We start from the raw sequence: 16,111 nt of genomic DNA on the forward strand, positions 1-16,111 counted from the left end.
CTCCTCCATGCGGACTGATTGGAGCCGGAATCTGTCCACATCGTTGGTAAGAAAAGCGTCCCCGCGGGGACGTCCTCCGCATCCGAGATCTGCGTGGACGCCGGAGTGCCCGACACAGCGCTCGCGAGACCAGGAGATGCTCGCGGATGGGCGCACCGGTGCATCCGCCCTACCCTGAATCCATGTCCGAGCTCATCCACCACCGCTTGACGACGCTCGACGTCGCGCAGCTGGCCGACGTCCTGACCCGACGCGGAATATTGATGGCGCCGTGGCCGTCGGACCTCGTGGACCTGTCGGCTCGGCTGAGCGAGCCGGAATCGATCGCCGACGCGTTCCTCCGCCAGCCGGCTCCGCACGTCAGCGTCATCAGCGCCGTCGTTCTCGACAGGCGGCTGGGGCGAGCGAGCAGCGTCGAATCCGTTGCCGCATGGCTCGGCGCGGGTACCGACACGGTGAGATCCATCGTCGACGAGCTCACAGCGGCATTGATTCTGTGGATCGACGAAGACGACCGCGTTGTTCTCCCGGCGACCTACCCGATGAGACCGAATCTGGGCGAGCCAGTAGGCGTCATGCTGGGCCGACAGTCGCTGGCACGACTCCGCACCATCGCTGCGACGTTGTCGGTCCGTGGGGACGGGTTTAAGCAAGACGTCGTGGATCGTCTGATCGCCTTCTACGAGGACGGTGCTGCTGTCCGCGACCTTGTCGCGACCGCCACGTCCGCCGAACAGCAACTGCTCGGCGAGTGCGCGCGATCCGGCGCAGGCACCGCATACCAGGGCTACATGACGAATGCGGCGGGTCGGTGGTCCGTCGACCGCGGATTGCTCTGGTGGGTGGGCGACGACCGCGCGTGGATGCCGCTCGAAGTCACCCTCGCACTGCTCGGCGACGGTTACACACTTCCCTTTGCGCCGGAACCCCCTCGCCTCGAGACGCGGCCGATACCCACCGATCAACTCGAGGCCGAATCCGCGACCAAACTGCTGCGGTTCGCCGAATGCGTTGCACGCATTGTGAAGTCCGTAGCCGGCGCGCCCATTACGCTGCTGAAGTCCGGTGAGATCGGTGTGCGAACGGTGAAGCAATTCGCCAAGGACCTCGGCTTCCACACCGACGAAGTGGTGATGGCGTTCCATCTGGCCGAAGCGCTGTATCTATTAGTCGCGGTCGAGCCACCACCACCGGCGGGTCGCCGGAAGAAGGTGCAGGGCCCGGCGACGCTCGAGGCCGGCGACGTCGCATCGATGTGGCTCGCGGCGGATACCGCGGTGCGGGCAAGCAGCCTACTGACGGAGTGGTGGACATCGCCCTCCATGGCGCTCGGTGGAAGCGACGCACGCGAGCGCGTCGAATATGCCCCGCCGCAACGTGTTCGACACACCGTGGTGCAGACCTATGGGGGCGTCCCGGAGGGGGCGGGTGCCGTGAACCACGGACAGGTGAGCGACGCAGTCACGTGGTACGCACCGTTCATGCACCCTGGCGACATCGAGTTGCTGTCACCGTTCATCCGGACGGAGGCGGAGATGCTCGGGGCATTGGCGTTCGGCGCCGTCACGTCCGTCGGACGCGCTCTACTGCTGGGCAGCGACGTCAACCCTGTTGTTGCAGAGCTCGTGTCGGGTGCTCACGCCAAGGCCGTGATCGGCGCGGACCTGACGGCCGTGGTCTTCGGCCCGCCCGAATCGGGATTGTCTCAGTTTCTCGACGACGTTGCATCGCGTGAGTCCACTGGTTCGGCCACCACCTGGAGGTTCGGAAAAGGCAGCGTGCGTGCAGCATTCGATCGCGGTGCCAACGCCGACGACTTATTGGCCGATCTGAGGCGATATTCGGAGTCGGGGGTGCCGCAGGCGTTGGAGTATTTGATTCGCGATGTCGCTCGTACTCACGGAGGCGTCAGCGTGCGGGAGGTCGGTTCCGTGATCGTGTCCGACGACGAACCCCTTCTGCGCGAAGTGGCGGCCAATCGACGGTTGAGCAAGCTCGGGCTGGTCGTTCTGGCGCCGACGGTGGTGGGGTCTGCCGTCTCGGCCGCCCGAACACTCGAGGCTTTACGCGAGGCTGGATACGCACCCGTCGAGCGTGACGGATCCGGCGAGATCAAGCTCGACAGAAGCGCTCTCGCCTCCGACGCTCCGGGAGAGATCGACTACCGAGACGCCCGATTCGACGACGCGACCTTCACTGCCGACCCCATGGTGTTGGCGGCGCATCTCGTCGACGTGCACGAGCTTTCTGCCGATTCGAGTCACGATGACGCGCGGTTGCTCGGCGGCTTCCCGATGATGCGCGACAGGTATCAATTCCTCGCCGGCACCCCGACAGTGGTCGAATACGACGGGGATGTGCACCTGGTTCACAGTGCATGCGTGCGTGACGGCGCGATACAGCTGTGGAACGTCGACAGAGGGCGGTACGAGGTGGTCGAACCGGGCGTGATCACACCGGTCTGACAGGGCGTCAGGTCAGTTCGTCCAGAACGTCGGCCGCCGTCTGGTTCCCCCCGTCCGCGAGCCGCTGTAGTTCGGCGAGGTCGGTACGTTCCGTCGCAAGCTCGATCAGAACATCCGCGGCGTCGTTGTAGCCGAGATCGGTGAGACGACGCAGTTCGTCAGCGTCACCTTCCTCGCCGGCGATCTCGATCAATTCGTCGATGGCTTCCGCATCACCGCCATTGAAGCGAGCCTTCAGCGTGTCGAGGTCGTGTTCGCTCATGTGGACTCCTGAATCAACCGGGTCAGCAGCGCGCGACCGGCGTCGATGGTGGTGTTCACGATGCTATCGGGAAACGAAGCTCCGGCGTCCAGCTCGACCTGCCCTGCCAGCGTCGCATCGACCTCGGCGTGGAACTGGAAGCCGTATGCGTTGCGGCCGAACCAGAATGCGCGCGGGTCGCCGTGACCGTCGCGAGCGAGCACCGTCGATCCCGGTGGCGGGACGAACTCGTCGCGGTGCCAGTTCATGACCGGCATGGTGGTCCCGTCGGCCATGTAGACCTCCCCGGGACCCGTCGACGGATGCGCCGCACGCTGGACCGAACCACCCAGGGCGACGGTGAGAAGCTGTGCACCGAAGCAAATACCCAGCACGGGAGTCTCACGCAAGACGGCATGCAACAACAGGTCTCGCTCGCGTACGAGATGCGGGGTGTCGTCGTCGGCCGCTCCGCCGGGTGCGCCGAGTGCAACGAGGCCGGTCAGTGAATCGGCGGGCGGCAGATCGTCGCCGAGGAAGGGCCGACAGACGGTGGGTTCGATCCCCGCGGACTGAAATACCTCGGCCAAAGTCGTGCTCAGGTCGGATTCGACGTGCTGGACGACCAACCACATGTCACGGCCCCCTGAACAACGCCGCCGCCGTCCGCGGCAACTGCGCATCCGGCTTCCGCTCGTACAGCTCCGCCGGCCTCCCGCCGCCCGCCGACGTGGTCTCGCCGGTCCCGACGAGACCGTCGATCACCTGCCGACGAAAGGTGTCCTTGGGCAACTCGCGGTCGTAGATCGCTTCGTAGAGCCGACGCAACTGGAGCAGAGTGAACGCATCCCCCAACAAGAATCCCGGGTCTGCATGGTCGGCGTACGTTGCCTGCAGGTCATGCAGAGCCCGCACCACCATCTCCGAGTGATCGAACGCCAATCCTTCTGTCGGCGAGCCGGACTCGACCGCTACCAGACCGACGTCCGGCAACGAGTCGAACGCGACTGCGGCCACGTGCGCCATCGACAGCACCCAGCCCCGGTCGTCGCGACGGGGGTCGTCGAACATCCCCACCTGGTGGAAGTCGAGCCCCTCGATTCCCGCTTTGGCCGACAGCGCCCGGGCGGCGGCGTCGTGCAATCTCTCGCCTTCGTGGAGGAACGTCCCGGGCAGTGCGGTTCCGAACGGCGAGTCGACCGTCACCACGTACAGACCGTCGTCGACGACGGTCAGCACCACGACGTCGACGGCCACCGACGGTCGAGGGAAGTCGGTGAGATCCATGTGTTGCATGTTATCTCATTTCTGATCTATAGTTAGCGCACAATCACGCTAAGGGGTAACGACATGAACCAGAACGACCGCGCACAGGGAGTCCTCCTCGGGACGGCGGTAGGCGATGCGCTGGGCGCCGGGTACGAATTCACCCATCCGGCAGCCGACGTCGTGATCGACATGATCGGCGGCGGCCCGTTCGACTGGGCACCGGGAGAATGGACCGACGACACGTCGATGGCAGTCTGCGTCGCGAGGGCCCTGGCCGACGGGACCGGCCTCGACGGCGTCGCCCAGCAGTTCGGCGCCTGGTACGACACGAACCCCGCAGACATCGGCAACCAGACGCGTTCGGTCCTGAGCCGCCGCAGCAGATCGGCCTCGGACATGACGGCCGTCGCGTCGTCTCTGACCGGCCGCACCGGAGGAAACGGATCGCTGATGCGCACCGCTCCCGTTGCGCTCGCCTACCTCGACGACGAAAACGGCTGCATCCAGGCCGCGAACAGCATCAGTGCTCTCACCCACTCGGATCCGAGAGCGGGTGAGGCGTGCGAGATGTGGTCGTTCGCCATCCGACATGCGGTGCTCCACGGTTCGTACGACGGCATCGGCCTCTACCTCGACAGATCAGACACCGACGACTTCTGGCGCCCGCTCCTCGACGCCGCCGAAACCGGTGTGCCGACGGACTTCGCCAACAACGGCTGGGTGGTCCACGCGCTGCAGACCGCGTGGTGGGCCATCACCAACGGCAGCTCCCTGCCCGAGTCGCTCGAACTCTGCGTTCGGGCGGGCGGCGACACCGACACCACCGCAGCCATCGCCGGCGGACTGCTCGGCGCGCGGTGGGGCGCGTCCGCGATCCCTGACGAGTGGACTCGAAAGGTCCACGGCTACCCCGGTTACGACGCGGCCGACCTGGCCGCGCTGACCGACACACTGACAGGAGCAACATCATGATCGACGTAGTACGGGCCGACATCACCCAATTCCGAGCCGACGCCATCGTCAACGCGGCGAAATCATCCCTGATGGGCGGCGGGGGCGTCGACGGTTCCATCCACCGCGCCGGTGGGTCGTCCATTCTCGATGCCTGCAAATTGCTGCGCGCGACGACCTTGCCCCGCGGCCTCGATGTCGGTGCCGCCGTGGCCACGACGGCCGGGAGGTTGCCGGCTCAGTGGGTCATTCACACTGTCGGTCCGAAGTTTTCGCCGCACGAGGATCGCACTGCGGACTTGGTCGCTGCCTACCAGCGGTCGTTGGTGCTGGCTCGATCCCTGGGTCTGAGCAGTGTTGCCTTCCCGCTCATCTCGGGTGGGTCGTACGGTTGGCCGATGTACGACGCCGTTGCCGCGCAAGTGCGGGCCGTCAAGACCGCGGACGTGTCCGTCGACCTGGTCACCCTTGTTGCGTTCTCCCGTGACATCGCTGACCTGACCGAAAAGATGGTCCGATGATCGAGTGGTTGGGTTCGACGGCCTTCACCTCGTTCGGGGCGCCGACGTCCTGGGTCGAGATCATCGGCTTCGCCACCGGAGCGCTGTGTGTGTATCTCGTTGCGCGGCAGTCGGTGTGGAATTGGCCGATCGGCATCGCCAACAACGTCGCGTTCGTCCTGCTGTTCTTCAGCGCCGGCCTCTTCGCAGACACCGCACTGCAATTCGTCTACATCGCACTCGCACTCTGGGGGTGGGTCACGTGGATCCGCGGCGGCGACCGGGGTCCGCTGGTGGTCACGTCCACCACTCGTCGAGAGTGGTTGTGGTTGGTGCTGATCGGGATGATCTCCACCGCTGTCATGACCTGGTTCCTGGACAACGCAACGTCGTCCATCGTGCCGTTCTGGGACGCCGTCACCACGACGCTGTCACTCCTGGCGACGTGGGGACAGATCAAGAAGCGGCGCGAGTCGTGGTTCCTCTGGATCGCGGCCGACGTCATCTACGTGCCGCTGTATCTGTACAAGGACCTGATCCTGACCGGCGTCCTGTACCTCGGGTTCATCGCACTCTGTGTCGGCGGACTGCGGGCCTGGACACGGTCGATGAACACGGAACGTGAGGCGGTGACGGTGTGACGCACGCACTGATCATCGGCAAGTTCTACCCCCCGCACGTCGGGCATCACGCGATGGTGCGCTTCGCGGCGACGGTGGCCGATCGGGTCACCGTCGTGGTGATGTCGTCTGCGGTGGAGTCGATCTCGCTTCACGATCGAGTGGCGTGGATGACGGAATCGCACGCGGACGACGCCACCGTCACCATCACCGGCATCGTGTGCGACGCGCCGATCGACCACAACTCCCGCGCTGTGTGGGCGGCGCAGGTGGCGTGCATGCGTGCGGCGGTGAGGCCGGTGACGGACGTGCTGGTCGATGCGGTGGTGTCGAGCGAGCCGTACGGGGAGGAGTTGGCGCGGTGGTTCGACGCCCGTCATGTGCCGTTCGATCTGCAGCGCAGTGCCTTTCCGGTGTCGGGGACACGGTGCCGCACCGACCTGGCCGGGTCCTGGGATCTGATCGACGCTCCCGCACGAGCCGGATTGACGACGCGCATCGTGGTTCTCGGAGCCGAGTCGACGGGTACGACAACGGTCAGTCGCGCTCTGGCCGAACACTTTCGCACCCGCTGGCCTCGGACCGAGTGGGTGCCGGAGTTCGGTCGCCAGGACACGCTCGACAAGGCCGAAAGGACAGGGTCTGTCGACGACATCGTCTGGACCGGTGACGACTTCGCGCGGATCGCCAAGACCCAAACCGCTATGGAGGACGCTGCCGCGCGACGCGGATCGCCCGTGCTGATCTGCGACACCGACGCATTCGCGACGACGGTTTGGGAGCGCCGCTACCTCGGCGGCGAATCACACTGTGCCGTAGCCGAAGACCAGTCGGCAATCTATCTGGTGACCGATCACGAAGGAGTTCCGTTCGTGCAGGACGGGATTCGTGACGGCGAGCATGTGAGGGCCGAGATGACGGGATGGTTCATCGACGCCCTGACTCGCAGCGGACGGTCGTGGGTCCTGCTCACCGGCAGTCACGAGGAGCGGATGAACCTTGCCATCAGGGTGGCGGAGCAAGAGGTGGGGCGGCGGATGACGTTCGCGGATCCGCTGACTCAGATCACCGCCGACCCAACGGCGACGTGAAGTTGTAACTGCCTGACCTGCGTTCGAGTTGGAGGCTGTGTCAACGCGCCGGCACCTCGAAGGTGGGACTCGGAGCGTGCGCGGTATCAGTCCTGAACGTCACTGTGACCGGTCCTACGCCCGTATCGATGTCCATGTAGGGGTTCGCCACGTTCGGGCCTTGGAATCGCCAACTCGCCACGCGGTGTTCGGCGGTCCCGCGTGCGCCGGTCTCGCGGTTGACCCAGTCGGCGTAGATCGTCAGGAAGCACTCGTAGTTGGCAAGACCCACCCATGCCGGGCTGTACAGGTGGGTGGTGAAGTTCGCATGAACTTCGTTGGGTGCGAAACCACTCGAGACATTCACGTCGACGGTTCCAGCGCCGCATTGGGGCACCTCGGCCAGTGTGTAGATCCGCTGCTGCGGCGAGTAGTAGAAGTCCTGTGCGCTGGCCTGCGCGGCTCCCAAGCCCATCGCTGCGGCGAGTAGGCCGGAGACGACGAGTGAGCGGCTGACAATCGGATGCTTGTTCATGGCCCTCCTGCCGAAATGCACATCTCTGGTGACGGGCCCGAACCTAACAGTTCGTACATTGGTCCTGGGTCGGAGTTTCGTTATGGAAAGCATCCTGTTGTTCGATTGCGACGTGGCCGTTATTGATTTCGCTGCCCCAACGGCATACTCGGGGCATGACCGCAGCCGAAGCGCTCCTTGCTGCCGGCGCCTTGCACCTGGGGTTTCAGTTGGTGGTGACCGGTGTCGTGTATCCGGCGCTGGCGGAGGTGCCAGACGCGGACTGGACGCGTGCGCACGACGCCCATTCGCGGCGGATCACGATGATCGTCGCCCCGTTCTACCTACTGCTCGCAGCTGCGTGCCTCTGGGTGCTGGTGTCCGGCCCGTACGACGCTCTGACGTTGACCAGCGTGGCGGGCGCCGCGATCGCTGCCCTCACCACAGCGCTCGTGGCAGCTCCCACCCACGGACGCCTCGAACGAGACGGGCGGAACGAGGTCCTGATGCGGCGGCTGCGATTCGCGGACGGCGTCCGCCTCGGTGGCGCAGTACTGTGCGCCGCTTGCGCTTTCGCCGCCTGATCTACCGCGGCGCGTACATGATCACGCCGACACCAACCAGACAGATCAAGGCCCCAGCTGTGTCGTAGCGGTCCGGTCTGAACCCGTCGAGAGCCATCGCCCACAGCAGGGAGCCGGCGACGAAGACACCGCCGTACGCCGCGAGGATGCGCCCGAAGTTGGCGTCTGGCTGCAGGGTCGCCACGAAACCGTAGGCGCCAAGCGCGATAATTCCGAGCCCGATCCACAACCAGCCCTTGTGTTCTCGCACGCCTTGCCACACGAGCCATGCGCCGCCGATCTCGAACACGGCAGCGACGAGGAAGAGGGCGATCGAACGCGCGACGGTCATCGTGCGGCTTCGGAACTCATGGCCCACACCGTAACCTCCGCGGCGGAACCGATCCCGCATCTCGTGCGTCCAATAGTCGAGACGACCGGATGGGGGCTATGGGCGAGATGCAAGGACTGATCGGCGCACGTACCGACGAACTGCGCACGTCGGCGCAGCGCTTCGCCGACGCGAGCCGCGCCATCGAGGTCGCGGGCCGAATGGCCTTTCCTACGGGCGTCCTCGAAGGTTCTGCGTTGCAGACTGCCATCGAGATCGCGCACCAGCGTATTTGCGCATCGGTCATTGCGCATGCCAGGGAGCTCGACGTGCTCGGCTCGGCGATCGCGCAGTCCGCGCGGAGTTACGACGTCGGGGACCACTCTTTCGCAGAGTCGCTGACCGTTGTCGACACGGGTTCATGATCACCAGTGGTGGGTGGACGCGCACTGTCGTGGCCGGTTGGCAACCAGAGGCGGCGATCGCTGGGTCTCGCGCAGCGATCGACACAGCCGACGAGCTCGATGTCGAAGCCGGTTCGGCTGCTACGTCCCTGGCCGATCTGGGTGCACGCGGCGCTTGGGTCGGCGAGGCGTACGACGCGGCCTCCTCCTGTGTCGAGCGCGTCCGTCGCAATGCGTCCACCAGTGCCCTCGCGATGCGGGCCGTCGGCCGTGCGATTCAGATCGGGGCCGACTCCGTCAGCCGGTCAAGGTCCGCGGTCCTGTCGGCGGTGTCGACTGCCGAAGCGGACGGCTGTGCCGTCTGTGACGATTGGTCCGTCCGTGCTGTCGGTGGTCAGCCCAAACGGGCTGCAATTCACGCTGAATCGATCGGTTCGAGACTTGCGGAACTCCATCGAGCGGATCGGCAGGCTGCGGATGCAGTTGTCCGCGCGCTCGAACCGTTGTCTCAGAGCGTTGGTGCGCGAAACTTCCTACCTCTTGTCATCGGGGTCGGACTGCTCGTCGAGATGGCCGTCGATGCCCTGATCGCAGCAGGCGTCGTCTCGCTGGGCGCGCTGCTGTTCGCGTTGGTCGATCAGTTCGGTGAGGGCGCGTGGGAGACGATCGAGGACGCCATTCCGGACCAGTTCTTTGCGGATGCTGGGCCGGTAGACCAGGGCAGCGTGGAAGGTGTTTTGGACGCCAACAGTCAACCAGGCCGAAATTCTCCCAACAGGCAAGTCGGGACAGACCAGGACGTGAAAGATTTATACGAGACATTGGCCAGGGAGGGACGATCGATGGACGCGAACAGATATCCGGGTGTTGGTGTCGAACTGCCAGATGGCACACAAGTACGAATGAGGGATTCGAGTACTTCGGGCGGCGCTACCTTGGACATCAAATTTCCAGACGGTAGCAAGGTCGTAAAGGTGCACGTCGGATGATCGAAAAAAGGCTCGAACACTTCCTGCTGTACGAACTCGACGACGACTGGACATCCCTCGGCCAGTTCGTCGGTGTCACTCGTAGAGTCTCGCCGGCACAAAGCTCCCTCGACCGAGTTGGCGAGATCATCGAGGAGTTCGCTCGGTGCGGTTTGATGACAATTGGTGGTTGGTCGACCGAGACGGGCACTTGGGAGCCTTGGAACGTGCCGCTGTCCGAAGCAATGGACCGAATCGCAAACGGTTACGACGGTGAGGTCGGGTACCGCAATGCAACCGAACGCCAGTTGGGATCGACCGAGGTCTTCCGAGGCGAGATCACGGCTGAAGGGAGAACCCTTCTGGCCGAGCTCGGTTCACCGTACGAGAAGTACGGAGACCCCTGGGCAGGGGAGGGCATGCTCGCTGCCGAAGGCGATTTCCCACCTTGGCAGCAATGAATGAGAAAGCGGCGGACGGAGCACTTTTGACGATCGATGCTCGGCTCGAACATTTCCTGCTGTACGAACTTGACGACGACTGGATGCCACTGGGTTCCTTCGTCGGCATCGCTAGACGAGTCTCGCCGGATGATTGCTCTCTCGATCGGGTCGCCGAGGTCATAGAGGAGTTCGCTCGGCGGGGTTTGATGACGATTGGCGGTTGGTCGACCGACACCCGCACTTGGGAGCGCTGGACGATCTCTCTTCCTGAGGCAATGCAACGCATCGCAGATGGTGATGGTCTGAACGTCGGTTACCGCTCGGCCACCGAGCAGCAACTCGGATTGACAGAGGTGTTCAGAGGCGAAATAACCACCGCTGGAAAGTTATTGCTGGCCGAGTTGGGCTCCCCCTACGAGAAGTACGGAGACCCCTGGGCAGGGGAGGGCATCCTCGCTGCCGAAGGCGATTTTCCACCTTGGCAGCAATGAAGAAGCAAGCGGCGGACGGAGCACTCTTGACGATCGATGCTCGGCTCGAACATTTCCTCCTTTACGAACTCGACGACGACTGGATGCCCTTTAAACCTTTCGTCGGCACGGCTCGTCGTGTCACGCCGCACGACAGCTCACTCGATCGAGTCGCCGAGATCATCGAGGAGTTCGCTCGGCGTGGTCTGATGACGATTGGCGGGTGGTCGACCGTGACCCGCACATGGGAGCCCTGGACGGTGCCTCTTTCCGAGGCGATGCATCGCATCGCGAACGGCCACGACGGTGAAGTTGGTTACCGCAACGCCACAGAAGATCAGTTGGGTTCCATGGAGGTATTTCGCGGCGAAATCACTCAGGATGGCAAGGATCTTCTGTCCACACTGGGGTCGCCGTACGAGAAGTACGGCGACCCATGGGAGGGGGACAGGTATCTCTCGGCCGAGGGCGACTTCCCGAAATGGGAACAGTGACGCCGGCTCTGCCGCTGACGCTCATGCCACAATCGCCACCATGACCTCCTACGAACACTCGGACTCCATCACCATCGCCGCCTCCCCGGCCGACGTCTACGCCCTGGTCTCCGACGTCACCCGCACCGGCGAGTGGAGTCCCATCTGCGAGGCGTGTTGGTGGACCGAAGGCGACGGTGGCGTCGGCTCGACCTTCACCGGCCGCAACGTCACCCCGGACCGCACCTGGGAGACTGTGTCGACGGTCGAAGCGGCCGAGCCCGGCAAGCGCTTCGGGTGGGCGGTGGCAGGTGGCGTCGTACATTGGGCCTACATCCTCGAACCGGCCGACGGCGGTTCGACGACGCTGACCGAATCGTGGTCGTTCCCGGACGAGGGCGTCGAATACTTCCATTCCAAGTACGGCGAGGACGCGCAGAAGGAGATCGACAACCGCGTCGCCGCAGCGCACGACGGCATCCCGCGGACCTTGGCGGCCATCAAGAGGGTCGCCGAGTCCTGATGCACTCCGTCTTCAGGCTCGGTCGTGCAGGGTGACGTGGTACCCGTCCGGGTCGGCGAAGGTGAATGTGCGGCCGAAGGGTCCGTCGATGGGCGCGGAGGCGATGGTGTGTCCGTCCGCGACCAGTGAATCGTGGATTTCCTGAACGTCGTTGGCGTGGAACCAGATCGCTGCGCCGATTCCAGGCTGGGGAGTCGAGTTCAGGTCGGTGCCGGGGACAACTTCGCGTAGTGCAAACGCAATCGGCTTCGTCTCGAAGACCACTGCGTGAGGAGGTCCTGCCGGCGAGCGAACAAGGCCGAGGTACTTCTCGTAGAACGCCTGCGAAGCGTCGAGGTCGCGTGCTTGGAACGAGATGAAGTCGGGGCCAGTGGCGGGCATGTATTCCTCCTAGGAAGTCGTGTCAGTTTTCTGACATACATCAATGTATGTCAGGATACTGACATGAGTCAAGACGGGATCGAACTCGAATCGTCACTGGGCTACCTGCTGAAGGAAGCGTCCAGTGCTCTCCGCGCGGCCATGGAGGAGGTGCTGCGCCCGCTGGGGATGAGTGTGACGCACTATTCGTGTCTCGAGCTGCTGGCTCAGCGCCCGGGTTTGTCGAACTCCGAACTCGCACGAGGAGCGTTCGTCACCAGGCAGTCGATGAATGTTCTGCTGCAGGCCTTGGAACGGGACGGTTACGTGAGCAGGCCCGCGGCGGCACCCGTCGGAAAAGCGCTCCCCGCACAGCTCACTCCTCGTGGCCGTAGGAGCCTCGCGAAAGCGAGCGCTGCCGTTCGTTTCGTCGAGATCCGGATGCTGTCCGGGATGAGCGAGACCGAGCGGGCCGGCGCATTCCACCTGTTGCACAGCATGATCGAATCGCTGAACGACCGTGAGTAGATCCCGGAACTTACAGCTCCCCCTCGGCCATCCGCGCCAGCGTCTCCGTCAGAACATCGGTTCCGGTGATCAGGTCCTGATCGTGCGTGTACTCGTTCTCGGCGTGTGAGACACCGTCGACGCTGGGGACGAAGAGCATGACCGTCGGGACGACGTCTTTCATGTTGGTGCTGTCGTGTCCGGCGCGCGTCCGCACGTTCTGCCGACTGATCCCCAGGTCGTCGATCACCCGACCGGCCAGCTCGACGCCTTCGGGCGTGTAGGTGTGGCCCTTCCATCGATGCGCGAATCGACGTTGGATTTCGACGTCGGCCTTCAGTTCGATCTCGGCGAAGGCCCTGTTCAGGGCCTCGTCCGCGTCATCGAGTAGTTCGTCCGACGAGGAGCGCAGGTCCAGATGCATGTGCACTTCCCGGGCCACCACGACGGGCGAGTTCGGATACACCGTCAGCTGTCCGCAGGATGTGTGCAGGCTGTCGCCGTACCGATCTGCAAGATCGCGCAGAGCCACCACGGCGAGGGAGGCGCCGTACAGCGCGTCCTGACGGTCGGCGATGGCAGTCGCACCGGTGTGCGCTTGGGATCCCACCACCGAGATCTCGTATTTGTTTGCGCCCCAGGTGGAGTCGACGAGCCCCATCGTGATGCCAGCTTTGTCGAGCTCGCGCCCCTGTTCGATGTGAATCTCCGCGTACGACGCGACCATCAACCCGCCCTCGGTGTGATGGTCGCCGACAGTGAAGACGTCGTGCTCGCCGAGCATGTCGAGATCTCCGAGTGCCTGACCGACGGTCGTACCGGCAGAATCCGTTGTCGTCAACGCTGTTTCGAGAGTGATCTTGCCGGTGAAGACGCCCGAACCCTGCATCGACGGTTTGAATCGCGACCCCTCCTCGTTGAACCAATTGACGACAGCGAGGTTGAACTTCGCTGCCTTCGGGTGCGCCTCGTAGTAATTCCGCAATCGGTTCATGGCATGTGCAGCCGCGAGTACACCGTAGGCACCGTCGTACTTACCGCCCCGCGGCTGTGAATCGAGGTGTGACCCGGCCAGGACGTACGGAGCTCCCGGGACCAATTCGAACAGGCCGAACTGGTTCCCGACGCGGTCGTAGGAGACGGTGAAGCCGCGGTCGGTGAGCCAGGTGGACAACCACTCTCGGTTGGCCCCGTCCTCAGCTGTGGCCGCCTGCCGTTCCACACCGCCCGCCTGCGTAGCCCCGAACGTCGACATGGTGACGAAGTCGGCGATGAGAGCATCGTTAGCGGTCGGGTCGGACGGAACCCGGATCTGGTCTGTGCCGGTGGTCATGGGTTCAGTGTCGTCCTCACGGGTTCATTCGGCCAGACAAGCGGCGTCAGGTCGATATCTGTCTGTCGACCGTCGTCACGCGGCCGAACGTTGGCTCAGTGACCCGGTGCCACCATCAACACCGCCTCGACCCGATGCTCACCCCACTGCTGCACCGCCGTCCCGATCTCGCGCCACCCCCGTCGCCGGTAGAAGCCGAGTGCGTCGCCGTTCGGCTCGACGAGCAGTACCGGCACCCGACCCGCTTCACCGGCTGCCTTGACTGCCTGATCGAGCAACAACGTCCCACTGCCCCTCACGGAACCGTCGGTGACGAATCGCGACACGACGGCCAACCGGTCGGCGGTCACACCGGTCGCGCGCTGCCACTGAGCACTGGCCTCGTCCTCGCCGGCGTCATGTCCCGGTGTCGCTGTCGGGTGCAGCGCAATATGTCCGACGACGGCGCCGTCGTGCTCGGCCACCCAGGCGCCGAGCTCGTCCGACACGGCAAGCCAATCTGCCCGCACCACAGTCGCGCGGACCGGGTATCCGAACAGCTCGTGGGAGCGTTGCAGGATGCGCAAGAGGGCGGGCATGTCGCCGTCCAGCCGGGGCCGCACGTGAATGTCGAAGGTGGAGACCACCTGGCAAGTGTAGGGAACCTTGACCCCACGAAACTAGTACGAGACCATCGCGCTACACCACGAGAGGAATTATGTGCGCGCTCTTCGTCTGATGATCGTGTCCTTTGTTCTAATCGCCGTGACCACTACGAGTTCGGTTGCCGCGGAACCACTGTCGTCACCTGACCTGCAGCACTCCGTCGAACGCTGGTCATCGGAAGTCGGCGCTCCAGGCATGGCGGCGCAGATAGTCGACGTGAACGGGGTCGTTGCCGAGGCCGCCAGCGGAGTCGACCTCGAGACCCCCTTCGTCTGGGGTTCGGTGTCCAAACAGCTCACTGCAGCAACAGTGACGGGCCTTGGTATCGATCGCGCCAGGGCGGTCGTCGACGCGGTCCCGCAGGCGCGCGGCATGCTCGTCGATCCCTCCGTCACCGTCGACGACCTCGTTCACCACACAAGCGGACTGCCGCACGACATCACGGTCACCGACGACTGGTCCCGTCGCGGATCGGCCACCGACGCGGTCGCGTCGATCGCAGCACCCGACGGCACCTCGCCGCGCGGCACGTTTCGCTACTCGAGCCTCAACTATCTGCTGTTGCAGGCCGTCATCGAACAACACACAGGAGGGACCTTTGCCGACGCCGTCACCCGCGAGGTCCTGGAACCATCCGGTGCCACCTCGACGATCACCGATCCCGACGCGTTCGTCCGCGACGTCCCGCCGGGACACGTCCCCTTCTTCGGAACTGCGCGCGCGATCGACGTCGGAATCGACGCTGCTGGACTGGGATACGGCTACCTCGCCGGCTCCATCACCGACCTGGGTCGCTACGCATCGTGGCGATTGGGGGAGCTGCAGGGCGGGGAGAAGGACGTCCGAGGCGTCGACACCGGTCACGGAACCGAGTACGCGAACGGCTTGTATCGGGAGGACATCGGCGGGCAGAACGTGTGGTGGCATTCGGGTGCGGTGCCGGGCTACTACACCTACGTTGGCATGATTCCGGACACTGATACGGCAGTAGTGTTGGCGAGCAACCGCTATGGCGAGATGGAGTCGGAACGCATCGCAGCGGTGGGCCGAAACCTGACGACCATGGTGCTCGACGGTTCGACGACCGACCTTCCGAGTTCACTGGCGACCACCGTGGTGGGCGTCTTGTTGGGACTTGCGGCTGTTCTTCTGGCCGTGGCCGTCTGGATCGTGACGCGCTTCGCCACTGGGAGAACGCGTCGACGGTCGGTCCGCGGGGCAGTCGTCCGAGGAACGCTTGCCGTGGTGCTGGGCAGCGTCGTGGTGGTTGGGGCATTGCTCGGGGTGCCGGCTGTCGTCGGTGCATCATTGCCGGTGATGTGGTTGTGGGCTCCGGACGTGACGGTCGCGTTCTGGGTTCTGCTGGCCGCAGTCCTTGCGACGACGGTGGTGGTCGTCGTGAGTCAGGTGGTGTCGCGCCGCCCGACGACTCACTAGTGGATGTCGGGCTCGCTCCGCATA

At 64.5% G+C, this 16,111-nt stretch carries 22 protein-coding genes; 14 read left to right on the top strand and 8 right to left on the bottom strand.

The window, feature by feature from the left end; translation table 11 throughout:
- Positions 1-182 precede the first annotated feature (182 nt).
- Positions 183-2,465 (top strand): helicase-associated domain-containing protein, encoded by a 2,283-nt coding sequence (locus IEW02_RS05455; protein ID WP_188543621.1) that lies wholly within the window; start codon positions 183-185, stop codon positions 2,463-2,465.
- A 7-nt stretch (positions 2,466-2,472) separates the two neighbouring features.
- Here the strand turns inward: IEW02_RS05455 and IEW02_RS05460 are convergent, their stop codons facing one another.
- The 3 genes from IEW02_RS05460 to IEW02_RS05470 are packed head-to-tail and all read right to left on the bottom strand — an operon-like array spanning position 2,473 to position 4,002.
- A complete protein-coding gene (locus IEW02_RS05460; protein ID WP_188543622.1) occupies positions 2,473-2,727 on the bottom strand; it encodes a hypothetical protein in 255 nt (84 codons plus the stop codon).
- The gene (locus tag IEW02_RS05465) at positions 2,724-3,341 is read right to left on the bottom strand and encodes a type 1 glutamine amidotransferase (RefSeq protein ID WP_188543623.1); all 618 of its coding nucleotides are present in this window, start codon (positions 3,339-3,341) and stop codon (positions 2,724-2,726) included. The genes IEW02_RS05460 and IEW02_RS05465 overlap by 4 nt, the downstream gene beginning before the upstream one ends.
- Before the next feature lies 1 nt (position 3,342).
- Positions 3,343-4,002 (bottom strand): NUDIX hydrolase, encoded by a 660-nt coding sequence (locus IEW02_RS05470; RefSeq protein WP_188543624.1) that lies wholly within the window; start codon positions 4,000-4,002, stop codon positions 3,343-3,345.
- 54 nt (positions 4,003-4,056) lie between these two features.
- On the opposite strand from IEW02_RS05470, the gene IEW02_RS05475 reads away from it, so the two are divergent.
- The 4 genes from IEW02_RS05475 to IEW02_RS05490 are packed head-to-tail and all read left to right on the top strand — an operon-like array spanning position 4,057 to position 7,137.
- Positions 4,057-4,947 (top strand): ADP-ribosylglycohydrolase family protein, encoded by an 891-nt coding sequence (locus IEW02_RS05475; protein WP_188543625.1) that lies wholly within the window; start codon positions 4,057-4,059, stop codon positions 4,945-4,947.
- Positions 4,944-5,447, top strand: a complete 504-nt coding sequence (locus tag IEW02_RS05480) for an O-acetyl-ADP-ribose deacetylase (protein ID WP_188543626.1) — start codon at positions 4,944-4,946, stop codon at positions 5,445-5,447. The genes IEW02_RS05475 and IEW02_RS05480 overlap by 4 nt, the downstream gene beginning before the upstream one ends.
- Complete coding sequence (gene pnuC / locus IEW02_RS05485) at positions 5,444-6,067, top strand: nicotinamide riboside transporter PnuC (protein WP_188543627.1); 624 nt, start codon at positions 5,444-5,446, stop codon at positions 6,065-6,067. Before IEW02_RS05480 ends, pnuC begins: the two co-directional genes overlap by 4 nt.
- On the top strand, positions 6,064-7,137 hold the full coding sequence (locus tag IEW02_RS05490; RefSeq protein ID WP_229745785.1) for an AAA family ATPase: 1,074 nt from the start codon (positions 6,064-6,066) through the stop codon (positions 7,135-7,137). Before pnuC ends, IEW02_RS05490 begins: the two co-directional genes overlap by 4 nt.
- A 40-nt stretch (positions 7,138-7,177) precedes the next feature.
- Here the strand turns inward: IEW02_RS05490 and IEW02_RS05495 are convergent, their stop codons facing one another.
- On the bottom strand, positions 7,178-7,651 hold the full coding sequence (locus IEW02_RS05495; RefSeq protein ID WP_188543628.1) for a hypothetical protein: 474 nt from the start codon (positions 7,649-7,651) through the stop codon (positions 7,178-7,180).
- A 155-nt stretch (positions 7,652-7,806) separates the two neighbouring features.
- Here IEW02_RS05495 and IEW02_RS05500 point away from each other — a divergent pair, with 155 nt between their 5' ends.
- The gene (locus IEW02_RS05500; RefSeq protein WP_188543629.1) at positions 7,807-8,214 is read left to right on the top strand and encodes a hypothetical protein; all 408 of its coding nucleotides are present in this window, start codon (positions 7,807-7,809) and stop codon (positions 8,212-8,214) included.
- Position 8,215: 1 nt separating this feature from the next.
- Here IEW02_RS05500 and IEW02_RS05505 read toward each other — a convergent pair whose 3' ends face one another.
- On the bottom strand, positions 8,216-8,545 hold the full coding sequence (locus IEW02_RS05505; RefSeq protein WP_188543630.1) for a YnfA family protein: 330 nt from the start codon (positions 8,543-8,545) through the stop codon (positions 8,216-8,218).
- Between the two features lie 98 nt (positions 8,546-8,643).
- On the opposite strand from IEW02_RS05505, the gene IEW02_RS05510 reads away from it, so the two are divergent.
- The 6 genes from IEW02_RS05510 (at position 8,644) to IEW02_RS05535 (ending at position 11,805) form a co-directional block, all read left to right on the top strand.
- Positions 8,644-8,949: a hypothetical protein gene (locus IEW02_RS05510; protein WP_188543631.1), complete on the top strand. Its 306-nt coding sequence runs from the start codon at positions 8,644-8,646 to the stop codon at positions 8,947-8,949.
- A gap of 308 nt (positions 8,950-9,257) precedes the next feature.
- The gene (locus IEW02_RS05515) at positions 9,258-9,917 is read left to right on the top strand and encodes a hypothetical protein (protein WP_188543632.1); all 660 of its coding nucleotides are present in this window, start codon (positions 9,258-9,260) and stop codon (positions 9,915-9,917) included.
- A complete protein-coding gene (locus IEW02_RS05520) occupies positions 9,914-10,357 on the top strand; it encodes a hypothetical protein (RefSeq protein ID WP_188543633.1) in 444 nt (147 codons plus the stop codon). Before IEW02_RS05515 ends, IEW02_RS05520 begins: the two co-directional genes overlap by 4 nt.
- Complete coding sequence (locus IEW02_RS05525) at positions 10,354-10,830, top strand: hypothetical protein (protein WP_188543634.1); 477 nt, start codon at positions 10,354-10,356, stop codon at positions 10,828-10,830. The genes IEW02_RS05520 and IEW02_RS05525 overlap by 4 nt, the downstream gene beginning before the upstream one ends.
- The gene (locus tag IEW02_RS05530; protein ID WP_188543635.1) at positions 10,827-11,303 is read left to right on the top strand and encodes a hypothetical protein; all 477 of its coding nucleotides are present in this window, start codon (positions 10,827-10,829) and stop codon (positions 11,301-11,303) included. Before IEW02_RS05525 ends, IEW02_RS05530 begins: the two co-directional genes overlap by 4 nt.
- Before the next feature lie 40 nt (positions 11,304-11,343).
- On the top strand, positions 11,344-11,805 hold the full coding sequence (locus IEW02_RS05535) for an SRPBCC family protein (RefSeq protein WP_188543636.1): 462 nt from the start codon (positions 11,344-11,346) through the stop codon (positions 11,803-11,805).
- Positions 11,806-11,817: 12 nt separating this feature from the next.
- Here IEW02_RS05535 and IEW02_RS05540 read toward each other — a convergent pair whose 3' ends face one another.
- Positions 11,818-12,186, bottom strand: coding sequence for a VOC family protein (locus IEW02_RS05540; protein ID WP_188543637.1), 369 nt, complete (start codon positions 12,184-12,186; stop codon positions 11,818-11,820).
- 63 nt (positions 12,187-12,249) lie between these two features.
- Here IEW02_RS05540 and IEW02_RS05545 point away from each other — a divergent pair, with 63 nt between their 5' ends.
- Positions 12,250-12,693 (top strand): MarR family winged helix-turn-helix transcriptional regulator, encoded by a 444-nt coding sequence (locus tag IEW02_RS05545; RefSeq protein ID WP_188543638.1) that lies wholly within the window; start codon positions 12,250-12,252, stop codon positions 12,691-12,693.
- Positions 12,694-12,703: 10 nt separating this feature from the next.
- On the opposite strand, the gene IEW02_RS05550 is transcribed toward IEW02_RS05545, so the two are convergent.
- Together IEW02_RS05550 and IEW02_RS05555 are read right to left on the bottom strand one after the other, a co-directional pair.
- Entirely contained in the window at positions 12,704-14,005 is a 1,302-nt protein-coding gene (locus IEW02_RS05550; RefSeq protein WP_188543639.1) for a M20 family metallo-hydrolase, read from the bottom strand.
- 95 nt (positions 14,006-14,100) lie between these two features.
- Positions 14,101-14,631 (bottom strand): GNAT family N-acetyltransferase, encoded by a 531-nt coding sequence (locus IEW02_RS05555; protein ID WP_188543640.1) that lies wholly within the window; start codon positions 14,629-14,631, stop codon positions 14,101-14,103.
- 118 nt (positions 14,632-14,749) lie between these two features.
- Here IEW02_RS05555 and IEW02_RS05560 point away from each other — a divergent pair, with 118 nt between their 5' ends.
- On the top strand, positions 14,750-16,087 hold the full coding sequence (locus tag IEW02_RS05560; protein WP_229745786.1) for a serine hydrolase domain-containing protein: 1,338 nt from the start codon (positions 14,750-14,752) through the stop codon (positions 16,085-16,087).
- Positions 16,088-16,111 lie beyond the last annotated feature (24 nt).

Origin of the sequence: Rhodococcoides trifolii, from assembly GCF_014635345.1 — a bacterium.
Lineage (GTDB): Bacteria > Actinomycetota > Actinomycetes > Mycobacteriales > Mycobacteriaceae > Rhodococcoides > Rhodococcoides trifolii.

Bases quoted from the DNA above. Each gene is read 5' to 3' on its own strand.
- IEW02_RS05455 (WP_188543621.1), top strand. From the start codon at position 183: ATGTCCGAGCTCATCCACCACCGCTTGACGACGCTCGACGTCGCGCAG.
- IEW02_RS05460 (WP_188543622.1), bottom strand. From the start codon at position 2,727: ATGAGCGAACACGACCTCGACACGCTGAAGGCTCGCTTCAATGGCGGT.
- IEW02_RS05465 (WP_188543623.1), bottom strand. From the start codon at position 3,341: ATGTGGTTGGTCGTCCAGCACGTCGAATCCGACCTGAGCACGACTTTG.
- IEW02_RS05470 (WP_188543624.1), bottom strand. From the start codon at position 4,002: ATGCAACACATGGATCTCACCGACTTCCCTCGACCGTCGGTGGCCGTC.
- IEW02_RS05475 (WP_188543625.1), top strand. From the start codon at position 4,057: ATGAACCAGAACGACCGCGCACAGGGAGTCCTCCTCGGGACGGCGGTA.
- IEW02_RS05480 (WP_188543626.1), top strand. From the start codon at position 4,944: ATGATCGACGTAGTACGGGCCGACATCACCCAATTCCGAGCCGACGCC.
- pnuC (WP_188543627.1), top strand. From the start codon at position 5,444: ATGATCGAGTGGTTGGGTTCGACGGCCTTCACCTCGTTCGGGGCGCCG.
- IEW02_RS05495 (WP_188543628.1), bottom strand. From the start codon at position 7,651: ATGAACAAGCATCCGATTGTCAGCCGCTCACTCGTCGTCTCCGGCCTA.
- IEW02_RS05500 (WP_188543629.1), top strand. From the start codon at position 7,807: ATGACCGCAGCCGAAGCGCTCCTTGCTGCCGGCGCCTTGCACCTGGGG.
- IEW02_RS05505 (WP_188543630.1), bottom strand. From the start codon at position 8,545: ATGACCGTCGCGCGTTCGATCGCCCTCTTCCTCGTCGCTGCCGTGTTC.
- IEW02_RS05510 (WP_188543631.1), top strand. From the start codon at position 8,644: ATGGGCGAGATGCAAGGACTGATCGGCGCACGTACCGACGAACTGCGC.
- IEW02_RS05520 (WP_188543633.1), top strand. From the start codon at position 9,914: ATGATCGAAAAAAGGCTCGAACACTTCCTGCTGTACGAACTCGACGAC.
- IEW02_RS05525 (WP_188543634.1), top strand. From the start codon at position 10,354: ATGAATGAGAAAGCGGCGGACGGAGCACTTTTGACGATCGATGCTCGG.
- IEW02_RS05530 (WP_188543635.1), top strand. From the start codon at position 10,827: ATGAAGAAGCAAGCGGCGGACGGAGCACTCTTGACGATCGATGCTCGG.
- IEW02_RS05535 (WP_188543636.1), top strand. From the start codon at position 11,344: ATGACCTCCTACGAACACTCGGACTCCATCACCATCGCCGCCTCCCCG.
- IEW02_RS05540 (WP_188543637.1), bottom strand. From the start codon at position 12,186: ATGCCCGCCACTGGCCCCGACTTCATCTCGTTCCAAGCACGCGACCTC.
- IEW02_RS05545 (WP_188543638.1), top strand. From the start codon at position 12,250: ATGAGTCAAGACGGGATCGAACTCGAATCGTCACTGGGCTACCTGCTG.
- IEW02_RS05550 (WP_188543639.1), bottom strand. From the start codon at position 14,005: ATGACCACCGGCACAGACCAGATCCGGGTTCCGTCCGACCCGACCGCT.